A 13521-nucleotide genomic window follows, 5' to 3' on the forward strand; every position below is an offset into this window, starting at 1 on the left:
CGCACCGCTTGAGCATCCCGGGCGCAGCGTCGATCATAGCCGGATGACCATTCCCGCAAACAACAACGCCGCGCTTGCCGAGCGCGATCTGAGGCACGTCTGGCATCCATGCACGCAGATGCACGACCACGGCGAAGGCGCGGTGCCGATGCTGCCGATCGTGCGCGGCGAAGGCGCCTGGCTGGTCGATGCCGAGGGCCGGCGCTATCTCGACGGCGTCAGCTCGTGGTGGGTCAACCTGTTCGGCCACGCCAATGCGCGCATTGCCGCCGCACTGGCCGACCAGGCCCGCACGCTGGAACAGGTGATCTTTGCCGGTTTCACCCACGAACCGGCGATCCGGTTGGCCGAGGAACTGGTGCGCATCACGCCGCCCGGACTGGAGCGCGTGTTCTACGCCGACAACGGCTCGTCCGCGATCGAAGTGGCGCTGAAGATGAGCTTCCACTACTGGCTCAACCGCGGTCATGGCGAGAAGACCCGCTTCATCGCGCTCAGCGGCAGCTATCACGGCGAAACCCTGGGTGCGCTGTCGGTCAGCGACGTGGCGCTGTATCGCAAGACCTACGCACCGCTGCTGCTGACCCCACTGCTGGCGCCCTCGCCGGACACCTATGAAGGCGAACCGGGCGAGACACCGGCACAGATAGCGGCGCGCCGGCTCGCCGAGCTGCGCACGCTGCTGGAACGCCACGCCCGCGAAACCTGCGCGGTGATCGTCGAGCCGCTGGTGCAGTGCGCCGGCGGCATGCGCATGTATCACCCGGATTACCTGACCGGACTGCGCGCCTTGTGCGACGAGTTCGCGGTGCACTTCATCGCCGACGAGATCGCGGTGGGTTTCGGCCGCACCGGCACGCTGTTCGCCTGCGAGCAGGGCCACGTGTCGCCGGACTTCATGTGCCTGTCCAAGGGACTCACCGCCGGCTTCATGCCGCTGTCGGCGGTGCTCACCACCGACGAGGTCTATGCCGCGTTCTACGCCGAGTACCGTGCCGGCAAGGCCTTCCTGCATTCGCACAGCTACACCGGCAATCCGCTGGGCTGCCGGGTGGCGCTGGAGACGCTGGCGATCTTCCGCGACGAGCCGGTACTGGAACGCAATCGGCAGCTGGCCGCGCACCTGGCGCGCCGGCTGGCGCCGCTGCGCGAGCATCCGCAGGTCGCCGACGTGCGCCAGACCGGCATGATCGCTGCCGTCGAACTTGTCGCCGACAAGGCCAGCCGACGCCCGTACCCCGCGGACGAGCGCCGCGGCCTGCGCGTCTACCTGCACGGCCTGCAGCACGGCGTGCTGCTGCGCCCGCTGGGCAATGTCGTCTATTTCATGCCGCCGTACGTGGTCACGGAGCAGGAGATCGACCTGCTGGTGGACACCGCCATCCAGGGCATCGAGCACGCCGTGGCCGGCTGACCGACACCGTCCACGCGCTCCGTTATGCTTGGATTTTTGCGACCCTGACGCATGCGCACCATCCGATTCCACGCCGACCTGCCGCTTGCCGTGGGCGCCGACCTGGTGCTGCCGCCCGACGCGGCCGAGCACGCCACGCGGGTGCTGCGGCTGCCCGCAGGCGCGCCGGTGGTGCTGTTCAACGGCGACGGCTGCGACTACGCGGCCACCATCGGCAGCATCGACAAGCGCGCGGTGCGGGTACAGGTGACGGCGTGCAGCCCCGTGCACAACGAGTCGCCACTGCCGCTGCTGCTCGCCCAGGGCATCGCGCGCGGCGACAAGATGGACCTGATCGTGCAGAAGGCCACCGAGCTGGGCGCGACCGGCATCGTGCCGCTGCTGACCGAACGATCGGAAGTGCGCCTGGACGCGGAACGGGCCGCCAAGCGGCTGGCGCATTGGCAGTCGGTGGCGATCAGCGCCTGCGAGCAGAGCGGCCGCGCACGCATTCCGCGCATCGCGCCGATCCAGCCGCTGGCGGCATGGCTGGGCGGGTTGGCTGACGATGGCGCGCTGCGACTGGCCTTGCTGCCGGGCGCCGAGAAGACGATCGGCGCGCTGCGCTTCGGTGCCGCCGGCGGCGTGCTGGTGATCGGGCCGGAAGGTGGCCTGGGTGAAGCCGACACCCGCGCACTGGCGCAGCACGGCTTCCTCGGCCTGCGCCTGGGCCCACGCATCCTGCGCACCGAGACGGCAGGCCTGGCGGCGCTCAGCGCCTTGCAGGCCTGCCACGGCGATCTGGCGATCGCCGGCGCGTGAGCCGCGCTACAAGGCGTAGTTGACGCCGAGCAGCACGGTGCGACCCCAGGTGTCGTACTCCAGCGGGCGGGCGACTTCCACGCCGTTGGGCAGGCCGCTGACCTGTTCCGACTCGAACGGTTCGTTGGTCAGGTTGGACACCTGCAGCAGCAGCGACAAACCCTTCAGCCGTCCGTCCGGAAACTCGTAGCTGGCCTGCAGGTCGGTCTCCTTGTTGGCGCGGATGCGCGTGTAGCCGATCTGGTCGAACAGCGCCACGGCCTCGCCGGTGAAACTGGAGCGGTAGCGCTCGGCCACCCGCAGCGCGAAACCGTGGGCCTCGTAGTAGATCTGCAGGTTGGCGGTCTTGCGCGACAGGCCCGGCAGCGATTTCGGCCCACCTGGAATGTTCGAGATGGTGCTGTCGGGGATGGTGCTGTTGGTCAGCGCGAAATTGGCCTGCACGCCGAACCCGGCCAGTGCCGGCGACAGCCGCGCCCCGGACAGCGCCCCTTCCAGCTCGACGCCCTGCATGCGGCCGCCGGTGCCGTTCTGCGGGGTGGAGAACGTACCGATATTGCTGCTCGGCGTCAGCAGCGGGTTGTTGTTGGTGTAGCCGCTGAAATCGTAATCGGCCACGGTGCGGGTGTAGATGTAATTGAGGATGTTCTTGTTGAACACGTCGATGCCGACATAGGTGGCGTCATCGAAATACTTCTCCCACGCCAGGTCGGTGCCGACGGCGATGTACGGGCGCAGCTTCGGGTTGCCGCCGCTGCCCGACCAGCGCACCTGGCCGGCACCCGGACCGTTCTGGACTTCGGAGACCGAGGCGGACGAAGCCACCTTTTCGTCGTCGATGCGCCCGCGGGTCAGCGTCTTGGCGAAGCCGAAGCGCAGGTACTGCTTGTCGCCCAGCTCGGCCACCAGGTTGAGGCTGGGCAGCACCTTGGTGTACGTGGCGCCGCCGGTGAGCGTGCCGACCTTGTCGTCACCGGTGGTCTGGAATGCCTGCGAGGATTGTTCGGTGCGCACCACCTGCACGCCCGCGTTGCCGCGCAGGGGAATGCTGCCCAGCGTGGTGTCCAGGTTGAACTTCAGGTAGGCCACCGGCACTTTCTCGCGTACCGTGTAGTTGCGGTCGTAGTCGCCGGCGCCGTTGCGCTGGGTAAGGTAGAACTGCCGCTCCAGCGCGGCCAGCACGTCGTAGTCCACGATCGGGCCGATGCCGCCATAGCCCAGCGAGGTGCTGCCGCGCAGCACCGCCGGGTCGATCGGCACGCCGTAGGCGTGGTCGTAGGTGCCGGGGTCGGAACCGTTGCCGTTGAGGTAGGCGAAGAACACGTCGGCCTGCTTGGTCTTCTCGCGGTCGGACCAGGCGATGCCGGCCTCGACGCTGGAGAATATCCAGCCCAGCGGATGGGAGATCGCCAGCCGCGCGGATTTCAGGTGGTCCTTCTGCCGGTCGAATTCCTGGCGGCCGTTGTAGCTGTAGTTGTCCGGGTCGGTGAACACCAGGCTGGCCGGGTCACCGGGGTTGAACGAGGTGCGGAAGTCGGGGAAACCGAAATCGCGCGGCATGGTGAACTGCACGTCGCCGAGCGCACCGCCGGGCAGGCCGGTGAAGGTGTAGGCATCGAGCAGCTTCACCCGCGCCGAGGAATAGGCCACGTCGCCGCTGACGACCCAGTCGTCGCCGAAATGGATCTGGTTGCTCCAGTCCGCGGAGAACAGGTAATCCCGCTCGCGGTTGTAGCCGTTCTGCAGGATCGGCGCGATGCCCATGAGCGTGCCCGAGGTAACCAGCGGATAGGGCTGCAGCGGCACGGTGCCGACGTTGGCGTAGGACACGTTGTCGTACGGGCTGCTGGACCACTGCAGGCCGTTCTTGTACGAGCGCTTGTCGAAGCGGGAGTAGAACAGATTCAGCGTCGAGTAGTAGGTGTCGTTCGGCGCCCACTCCAGCACGCCCATCACGCCGTCGCGCACCTGGTCCTGCGACAGCGCGCGCAACTGCATGCCTTCCTGCGAGATCACGTTGTCGGGCATGCCCGGCGTATGCGGCCCGCCCCAGTTCTGGTCGATGCCGGCCGTGCCGTTGTCCACGCTCCACCACCACGCCTGGTACTGCCGCTGCTGGATCGGCGCGTCCTCGCGCGCCGCGCCGAGCGCGATGCCCAGCGTGTGGTCGAAGAACTGGTCGATCCAGGACAGGCTGAAGCGGTTCCCCCAGTCGCCCACGCCGGAGCCGGGGTTGAGCGAGCCGTTGCTGCCGCGTTGCCCGCGCAGGTTCGCGGCCAGCTTCATGCCATCGAAGTCCAGCGGCTTGATGGTGTGCATGTCGACGGTGCCGGCCAGCCCCTGGCCCAGCAGGCTGGCATCGGGTGTCTTGTAGACCACCACCTGGTTGATCAGCTCGGCCGGATACTGGTTGAACTCCACGCCGCGGTTCTCGCCCGTCGAGGCCTGTTCATGGCCGTTCAACAGCGTGGCGGTGAAATCCGGCGACAGGCCGCGAATCGAGATCTGGTTGGCCTGCCCGTCCAGCCCGCGCTGGGTGGCCAGGCCGGACAGGCGCGACAGGCTGTCGGCGATGCTCGGGTCGGGCAGCTTGCCGATGTCCTCGGCCGAGACGACCTCCACGATCTCGTTGGACTGCTGCTTGACCTGCAGCGATTTCTCGATGCTGCCGCGGATGCCGGTGACGACGACGCGCTGCAGGTTCTTCACCGGCAGGCGCGGATTCGTCGCATCCGCCGGTGGCGGCGTGCTCGATGCGCTGGCCGGCCCGGCGCTGTCCTGCGGCGTCGCGGCGCCGGCAGGCAGTGGCGTCAGCGCGAAGGTCAAGGCCGCCAAAAACAGGCCCGCCGGGTGACGGCGGGCCAGACGCAAAGCAGCAGGAAACGACAGGCACGAACTCGGCATGGCAACGGCTCCTCGAAGTGGACCCCACAGGCGAGCCCCCTGCCCGGTGGCCCGAGCGAGTTCGCCGGGGCGAACGATCACCCCAACAAGGTGCACAACGCGTCAAATTTCGCCATCCGGAGGTTGCACACCAGGATGTACACGGCCCGCCACCGACGCGCAGTCGCGCCGATGCCGTGGACTCAGTGCAGGATGTCGGCCGCGCCGGGTGCGTCCGGCGGCATCTCGCCGGCGGCAGCGTCATCCTGGCCGGCATCGAGCAGGTCGAGCAGATGCGCCTCGATCCACTCCAGATCGGGGATCATCGCCACGTCGTCGCGTACCAGCACGTGCGCGCGCACGCCGTCGGGCAAGCCCTTGCCGTCGTGGGTGGGGATGATCAGCTCGGCATTGAGCGTGGTCAGGCGCGGGAAACCCTGGGTCTGCACCGCGATGAACGGCAGGCGCGGATCGCCGCCCAGCGCCTTGAGCACGGCCACGCGCACCACCAGCTCGCTGTCGCCCTCGGCGGTGCCGGCGAGCTGCGTGAACGACACCAGCGGCACGCGCCAGCCACGCCAGGCGATGCGGCCAAGCAGCCAGTGCGGCGCGCCCTCGACCGGCTCGGGCGCGCTGTACGTCACCACCTCCGCGATCGTGGCATTGGGCAGCAGCATGCGCGCTTCGCCGACCGGCACCAGCACGCAGCGGATTTCACGCGGCAACGGATCACTCATGGAAACACCTCGATCAGGTGCGCCGCCAGTTCGGACGGCGTACCGGAGAAACTGACCAGTCGCTCGGCGAAGATCCCGCTGACCATGTCGGCGAAATGATCCCCGGACGACGATTCGACCCAGACCTGGCCGCCTCGATCATGGATCGCCTGCGAGCCGGCGATCGCGTCGTTGCCGCGCCCGGCAAAGACGATCGCCACCGCATCGCGGCCGAAGCCGTTCGCGGCCATGCTCAGGCTGGCGTCGATCGACGGTTCCGGCGCGGCGTCGGCAAGCAGCTCCACGCTGCCGTCGCGACGCAGGCGAACCTGTTGGCCGGCGGGCACCATCAGCACCTCGCCCATGCCGACGCGACGGCCGGCTTCGGCCACGCGTACCGGCAGCGGGCTCTTTTCGGCGAGCCGCGCGAGCATTTCCTGCTCGGTGTGGCTGCCCAGGTGCTGGGTCAGCAGGAACGTCAGGCGAGTGCTGGCGGGCAAGCTGCGCATGAACTCGCACACCGAGTCGACGCCATCGACCGCCGCGCCGAGCAACACGATCCGGCTCAGCGCCGAGCCGAGTTCATCCAGCACCATCTCGTGATCCGGCACGAAGGCCTGCGGCGCAATCGCCTCCTCCATCGAGACCAGTTCCAGGCTCATGGTCGGCTGCAGATCGGCGGCGACCGGCTCCACGTCGGGCGCCAGGAATTCCGCGGCGCTGAGTTTCTCGATGCCGAACGCGGCGGCGTCGGGCTTGTCATTTGATTCGACCGGCGCCTCCTCGTCGAGCAAGGCCCAGTTGTCCGGCGCGCGCACCGGCGTCTCGGGTGCGGCGGGCACGACCGACGCAGCGGCATCCATCGCCTCGGCGGTCAGGTCCGGGGCATCCAGCGCCGAAAAGTCCAGCTCATCGACCGCGGATGACGGCGCGCTTTCGTCCAGTGCGATGCCGTCGTCGTCGGAATCGGCCAGTTCCACCACGCCGAAGTCGCCGTCGTGCAGCGGCGGCAGTTCCTCGTCGCCGGTGAAGCGCAAGCCCGCGCCGACCGTCTGCTCGTCCTCTTCGTCCGGCAATTCGCCGGAGGCGAGCAGCGCCTCGAGTTCGGCAGCCAGGTCATCCGATTCGGCGGTGATGCCGGGGTCGGCCGCCGGCTCGATCTCGTCATCGAACGGAATGCCGGCGTGCGCATCGAACGCAGCGCCGGGAGCGTCGTCTTCGCTGGCCGCGGTCTGCAGCGGCTCGTCGGCGGGCAGGTCCGGCGGCGGCTCGTCTGCCGTCACCGGCGTCGCCGCGTCCTGCGCGATCGGCGCTGCCAGATCGTCTTCTGCCGGCGTGGCGAAGATCGCGGACTCGTCGACCGCGTCGCGACCAAGGGTCTCCGTCACCACCGGCGCAACCGCTGCGACCAGCGCAGGCGCGACCTGCACCTCGCGCGCATCCTCGGGCCGCGGCGGGTCGATGTCGCCCATCGCCAGCACTTTCACCGCCAGGTGGCGCGCCCAGCGCGCACGATCCCAGCCGGACAGCGCGCGGCTGGCCTGGGCATCGTTGAACACCACCCGCGGCCGGTCGCCGTCGATGATGTCGTACAACTGGTCGAGCGCATCGTCGGCGTCGTCGTCCAGGTTGATCACCAGTACGTCCGCGCCCACCTGCTGCAGCAGTTCGCGGTTCAGCCCGGCCACGCCGCCCTCGTGGACGATCCGCGCGCCGCGCTCGTGCAGCGCATCGCGCAAATGCCCACCGAGTTCGCTGTCGTCGAACAGCAGCGCGACCGCGGGTGGCGTATCAGTCATGAATCGGCTCCGCGGCACGTTGCTCCAGCACCTCGGCGATCTGCAGCAGCAGTTCCGCCTCCTGGTAGGGCTTTCCGAGGTATCGATCCACGCCGATGTCGAACGCGCGCTGGCGGTGCTTGTCGCCGCTGCGCGAGGTGATCATGATGATCGGCACGTCGCGCAACCGCGGGTCGGCCTTCATGTGAGTGGCCAGCTCGTAGCCGTCCATGCGCGGCATCTCGATGTCCAGCAGCATCAGGTCGGGTACGCGCTCGTGCAGTTTCTCCAGCGCGTCGACACCGTCCTTGGCGGTGCTGACCTCGTACTCGTGGCGTTCCAGCACGCGACCCGTGACCTTGCGCATGGTGATCGAGTCGTCGACCACCATCACCAGCGGACGTACCAGCACCTCCTCGATGACCGGCGCCTTGACCGCGCTGAGGCCTTCGGCCAGGCGCTGCTCGCGGCGGATCATGCCGTGACGTACGAGCGGCGCCAGGTCGAGAATGATCAGCACCGAACCATCGCCCATGATGGTGGCGCCGAGCAGGCCCGGCACCGAGCTGATCTGCGGGCCGACCGACTTGACCACGATCTCGCGCGAACCGAGCACGGCGTCGATGCGGATGGCCGCGCGCAGGTCGCCCGCGCGGGTCAGCAGCAGCGGCTGCTGTTCGTCCTCGGTGGCGAGGCCGGGCGGCAGGCCGAGCAGCTCGGCCAGGTCGTGGACGCCGTAGTCCTCGTTGCCGTACTGGAACGAGGGCTCGTCGGTGGCCAGCAGTGCAGCCAGGTCTTCCGGGTTGACTCGCGCCACGCCCTGTACCGAGGTCATCGGGATGGCGAACGTGGCCTCACCGATGCGCACCAGGATGGCCTGGGTGACGGCGAGGGTGAACGGCAGGCGCAGCACGAAGGTGGTGCCCTGGCCTTCCTCCGACTCGATCGACAGCGAACCGCCGAGCTGCTTGATCTCGTTGGCGACCACGTCCATGCCGACGCCGCGACCGGCCAGCTGGGTGACCTGGCTGGCGGTGGAGAAGCCGGGCTGGGTGATCAGCGACAGCAGCTGATTGTCGGTAGGCCGCGTTTCCGGACGCAGCATGCCGCGCTCGATGCCGCGCTTGCGGATAGCCTCGCGATTGAGGCCGCGACCGTCGTCGCTGACCCGCACCACCACCTCGGTCGCCTCGCGGGCCACCTTGATGCGCACCGCGCCCTCGGCCGGCTTGCCCAGCTTGCGCCGCTCGGCCGGACTCTCGATGCCGTGCGCGATGGCGTTGCGCAGCATGTGCTCGAACGGTGCCTTGATGCGGTCGAGCAGGTTGCGGTCCATTTCGCCGTGCGCGCCGTCGACGTAGAGCTGGGCCTGCTTGTGCTCTTCCTGCGCGGCCTGGCGCAGGGTGCGGCGCAGATTGGGCACCATCGTGTCGAACGGCAGCATGCGCGTGCGCAGCAGGCCGTCCTGCAGTTCGGTGCTGACCCGCGACTGCTGGATCAGCAAGGTTTCGGCCTGGCGGGTCAGCTCATCCAGCATGTTCTGGATGGACACCAGATCGGACACCGACTCGGCCAGCGCTCGCGAGTACTGCTGCAGTTGCGAGTAGCGATCGAGCTCGAGCGGATCGAACGCGGTCAGGCCCGCCTCGCGATGCTCGCGCTGGAAGCGCGCGATGATCTGCGCCTCGGTCTCGATTTCCAGCATGCGCAGCTGGCTGCGCAGGCGTGCCACGGTCTGTTCCAGCTCGACCAGGTTGAAGCGGTAGCCGGCCACCTGCTGTTCCAGTCGCGAGCGGTAGATCGCCACTTCGCCGGCATGGTTGACCAGGTTGTCCAGCAGGTCGGCGCGGACGCGGATCTGCTCCTGCGGCGAGTGCGTCTCGCGCGCCGTCTCGGGCAGCAGCTCGGGCAGGCTGTGCTCGTCCTCATGGGCGACGGGTTGCGGCGCCTCCTCCACCGGCGCGTGCGACGCGTCCGTCGCGGGTTCGGCCTCGCCGACCAGCGCGGTGGCGCCGGCAAGCTGCAGCAGGTGGTCGATCGCGGCCTGCGGATACTCCGGCATGTGGCCCTGCGACACGCGCTGGACCATCGTGTTGAGCTGATCGAAGCTCGCCTCGAGCGCACTGATCAGCGTGCCGGTCTTGTCGGCGTCGCGGATGGGTTTTTCCAGCACCGTCTCGATCGCGTGGGCGAGGTCGCCCACCGACACCAGGCCTGCGATGCGCGCACCGCCCTTGAGCGTGTGCAGGTCGCGCTGCAGTTCGCCGACGCAGGACGTATCGGCGGGATCGGCGTGCCACTTGGCGAGCACGCCGTCGGCGCTGTCGAGAATCTCGCGCGCCTCGTCGATGAACACTTCGAGCAGGTCGGCGTCGATGCGGCTACCGTCGGGCAGCACGAACGCGGGCGCCGGTTCCACCCGAGTCGCGGCGGCCCTGGCGGCGGCCTGCTCGGCGGCGGCCTGCTTGGCAGCCTGCTCGGCCGCAGCTTGTTCGGCTGCCGCCTGTTCCGCGGCGGCCTGCGCCGCCGCCAGTTGTTCCGCCTGCTCTGCCGCGGCTTGTTCCGCGGCAGCTTGTTCGGCAGCCGCCCGCTCGCGTGCGGCCTCCTCCTGCGCAGCTTGCTCGGCAGCGGCTTGCTCGGCAGCGGCCTGGCGAGCAGCTTCGGCGGCGGCGTTGGCCGCGGCGATGGCCGCGTCGGGCTCGAAGGCGCGCAGCGCAGCGGTCATCTCGGCAGCGGCATCCATGTGCTCGTCGTGACCGGTTTCCGCATCGACGCCTTCCGGCGCGGACGGCTCGGCGAGGGTCGGAGTCGACTCGCGGGCGGTGTCGGCCTCGATGGCCGGCTCGTCCACCGCATCATCGCCCGCTTGCGGCTCGAATATCACATGCGCGACTTGCGACTCGGGGTAGTCGTCGCGCATCTCGGTGATCTGCGCGGTGAGCGCGTCGACGTTGGGCAACGGCAACGCCGGGGCGTCGAACTGGGCCATTACCTGGTCGACCACGTCGGCCGCCTGGCCGAGCAGGCGCACGCCCGACGCGGGCAGCGGCTGGCCGGATGCGCGCAGGCGCTTGAACAGGCCTTCCAGCGGCGATAGCAACTGTGTCAGCAGCGGGATGTCGACCATCGCGATCGCGCCGTGCAAGGTGTGCACGGCCCGCAGCAGCTCCTCGCTGACCGGCAACGCGCCTTCGCTGCGCTGGATCGCGGTGCGGATGGTCTGCAGGTACTGGGCAACTTCGCTGCGCAGGATCTCCAGCAGCACCGGATCGATCGGCGGCATCGCCGGCATGTCCACCAGCGGTTCCGGCTCGGCCGGCACGGGCTCGGCGGCGGCCGCGCTTGCCACGTCGGCATCGGTAAGGCTGGCCCGCGGCACGTCGGCCGCGTCGACGGTGGCGCGCGGCACGCGGCGGACCACCGTGCGGGTGACCGTTTCGGTACCGCGCTGCATGAAGTCTTCCACCCGTGCCGGCTGGCCTGCGGCCAGCCGCTCGGCGGCCTGCATGATCGCGCTGAGCGGCACCTGCGGATCGCCCTCGCCCTTGAGCGCAGCCAGCAGTTGCGGCAGCGCGTCGATGGCGTGGCGGACCACGTCCTGCACGTTCTGGTCCGGCTCGATCGTATGGTCGAGGACGCGGTTGAGCATGTCCTCCACCTTCCACGCGAACTCGCCCAGCACGCCGGCGCCGACCAGGCGGCCGGAGCCCTTCAGGGTGTGGAACGAGCGGCGGATGCCGACCAGCGCCGGCGTCTGCGCCGGGTCGGCCAGCCAATCCTTCTGGGCCACCGCGAGGTTGTCGATCTCCTCCTGCATTTCCTCCAGGAAGATGTCGCGGATGTCGTCGTCGATGCCTTCGGCATCGGCGTTGAAGCGGGTGTTTGCCGCCAGCGGATCGGCGACGGGCACCTGTTCGGTGACCTGCTCCTCGATCTCGACCCAGTCCTCGCCGACGGCGCTGGCCGGGCTCGCCGGTGCGCCGGTCTCCGCCAGTCGCAGCCCGTCGAGGTCATGCGTGGGTTCGGGCGAAGCCTGCGCGTCGCCGACGAACAGGCTGCCGAGATCGGCGCCGGGCAGCAGGCTGACGGACTCGGAGAGGTCGGGGTGCTGCTCGGCTTCGAGCGACGCGGAAGCCGGTGCCTCGGCGACCGGCGCGGGCTCCTCCACGGCCGCGCGCTGCGCCGGGACCGGCCAGTAGCCAAGCTGGGCCAGGCTGTGCTCGGCCACGTCGAGGATGTGTTCGAGGCCGCCACGGTGCTCGCGCGCCGCCTCCAGGTAGTACTCCAGCGCGGCCAGCGCGTCGGCCAGGTGATCCATCTGCGCACCGCTGGGCACGCGACGGTCCTGCAGCAATTCGTAGTCGATGAACCGGCCCACGCCCTGGGCCAGTTCGGCCGGACGCGGCGAGGACAGCATGCGCATGGCGCCGGCCACCTCGTCCATCAACGGCGGCGCACCGGCCAGGCGATCGTGCTGCCAGCCCGACTCCACGAAGGCAACGATCGCGTCCTTCACCTTGCCGGTGTTGCCGATCGCTTCCTGCATCAGGGTGGAGACCACGCCGAGCGCTTCGCTGCGCGGCAACCCCTGCGTGGGGTCGGCGGCAGCGGCAGGTTCGCCTTCGGAGCCGAGGCTCTCGATGTGGTCGTCCAGCGACGCCTCCACGTAGAGCAGCGCGCCGGCGACATCCAGCAGCGTTTCCTCGTCGGCAGGACGCAGGCGGTTGGCGATTTCGTCGAGCACGCGGCGCTGCTCGCCGACCACGCGGCGCGGCACCGCCAGCGCCAGCATGCCCAGCGTGTCGCCGACCCGTTCGAGCACTTCGCCCTGGGCGGCAAGCTGGGCCGGATCGCCGTCCTGCTCGCGCAGAAACAGGTCCAGCGCTTCCTTGACGCGCAGCAGGTCGTCCTTGAGCGCGCGCGACACCGAATCGAGCAGGGCGCGGTTGTGCCCGGCCATCGAGCCGCGGGCGTGTTCCAGTTCACCGGCATCGGGCAGCAGGCTGTCCAGCGCGTAGGTGCTGCGCAACAGCTCCATGTGCGGGCTGCGCTGCTTGGCCTGGGCCACGATGTAGAGCAGCTTGCAGGCCACCTCGTCGGCATCGCTCGCGCGCAGGCTGTTCTCGCCATGTTCGATCAGCAGGCGGATGTTGCGATCCACCTTGCCGATCAGCTGGCGCACTTCGGGGGCGTGCCCCTTGAGCATGCCTTGTTCGAGACCTTCCAGCACCCCGGCGGCGATCCACCACAGGCGCCGGCCATGCACGTGATAACAACGCGCAGTGATCGCCAGCAGGGTCTTGCGCATGGCGACCAGTTGCTGGGCCGCATCCTGGCCGCGGAACCACGCCAGCAACTGCTGCTGGAAACGCAGGCGCAAACCGGCCAGCTCCACGCGGTGCGCCGCGGCATAAGCCTCGCTCATCGCCGCCGGAGCCTGCTCCGGCAGGAAGGCGTCGAGGTTCGGATGGAACATCGACGACTCGGGCAGCGGCTCCAGCCCGCGGGTGGCACGCAGATCGTTCAGCAGCGGCAGCAGCACCACCGGCACGTCGCGATGGCCGCTGGACAGCCGTTCCAGGTAGTCCGGCAGCTGCATCAGGCCACGCATCAGGGCGGCGTAGGCTTCCTCGCGCTGGAGCACCTGGTCGTTCAACAGCGCGCCGACCAGGGCCTCCATCTCCGCGGTGACCGCCGCCGCGCCGTACAGCTCGACCATCTTCAGCGTGCCGTGCACCTGATGCAGATGATCCGTGCAGGTGCGCATGAAATCGCGCTTCCCCGGATTGTCGACGTACGACTCCAGTGCCTCGCGGGCGATCGACAAGGTGTCGTCGAGTTCCGGCTTGACCCACTGCAGCGTGGTGAAATCGATGTGGTCTTGAAGTCTCATGCGCCTCTCTCAGCGGTCACGCCATGCGGGCATTGC

The 13521-nt window shown here is 69.1% G+C and carries 6 protein-coding genes; 2 read left to right on the forward strand and 4 right to left on the reverse strand.

The window, feature by feature from the left end:
- The first annotated feature begins 43 nt into the window (after window positions 1–43).
- Both ACVCMG_RS05690 and ACVCMG_RS05695 read left to right on the forward strand, forming a co-directional pair.
- Window positions 44–1414: an adenosylmethionine--8-amino-7-oxononanoate transaminase gene (locus ACVCMG_RS05690; RefSeq protein WP_447105761.1), complete on the forward strand. Its 1371-nt coding sequence runs from the start codon at window positions 44–46 to the stop codon at window positions 1412–1414.
- A gap of 51 nt (window positions 1415–1465) precedes the next feature.
- Window positions 1466–2215 carry a 16S rRNA (uracil(1498)-N(3))-methyltransferase gene (locus tag ACVCMG_RS05695; RefSeq protein ID WP_447105760.1) on the forward strand — a complete coding sequence of 250 codons (750 nt, stop codon included), beginning with the start codon at window positions 1466–1468 and terminating at the stop codon, window positions 2213–2215.
- Window positions 2216–2221: 6 nt separating this feature from the next.
- On the opposite strand, the gene ACVCMG_RS05700 is transcribed toward ACVCMG_RS05695, so the two are convergent.
- The 4 genes from ACVCMG_RS05700 to ACVCMG_RS05715 all read right to left on the reverse strand — a co-directional run bounded on the left by ACVCMG_RS05700 (window position 2222) and on the right by ACVCMG_RS05715 (window position 13485).
- A complete protein-coding gene (locus ACVCMG_RS05700) occupies window positions 2222–5119 on the reverse strand; it encodes a TonB-dependent receptor (RefSeq protein ID WP_447105759.1) in 2898 nt (965 codons plus the stop codon).
- 182 nt (window positions 5120–5301) lie between these two features.
- Window positions 5302–5835, reverse strand: coding sequence for a chemotaxis protein CheW (locus ACVCMG_RS05705; protein WP_395117019.1), 534 nt, complete (start codon window positions 5833–5835; stop codon window positions 5302–5304).
- The gene (locus ACVCMG_RS05710) at window positions 5832–7613 is read right to left on the reverse strand and encodes a chemotaxis protein CheB (RefSeq protein WP_447105758.1); all 1782 of its coding nucleotides are present in this window, start codon (window positions 7611–7613) and stop codon (window positions 5832–5834) included. Before ACVCMG_RS05710 ends, ACVCMG_RS05705 begins: the two co-directional genes overlap by 4 nt.
- Complete coding sequence (locus ACVCMG_RS05715) at window positions 7606–13485, reverse strand: Hpt domain-containing protein (RefSeq protein WP_395117015.1); 5880 nt, start codon at window positions 13483–13485, stop codon at window positions 7606–7608. The genes ACVCMG_RS05710 and ACVCMG_RS05715 overlap by 8 nt, the downstream gene beginning before the upstream one ends.
- Window positions 13486–13521: the final 36 nt, after the last annotated feature.

This window comes from Rhodanobacter sp. UC4451_H18 (assembly GCF_052978225.1).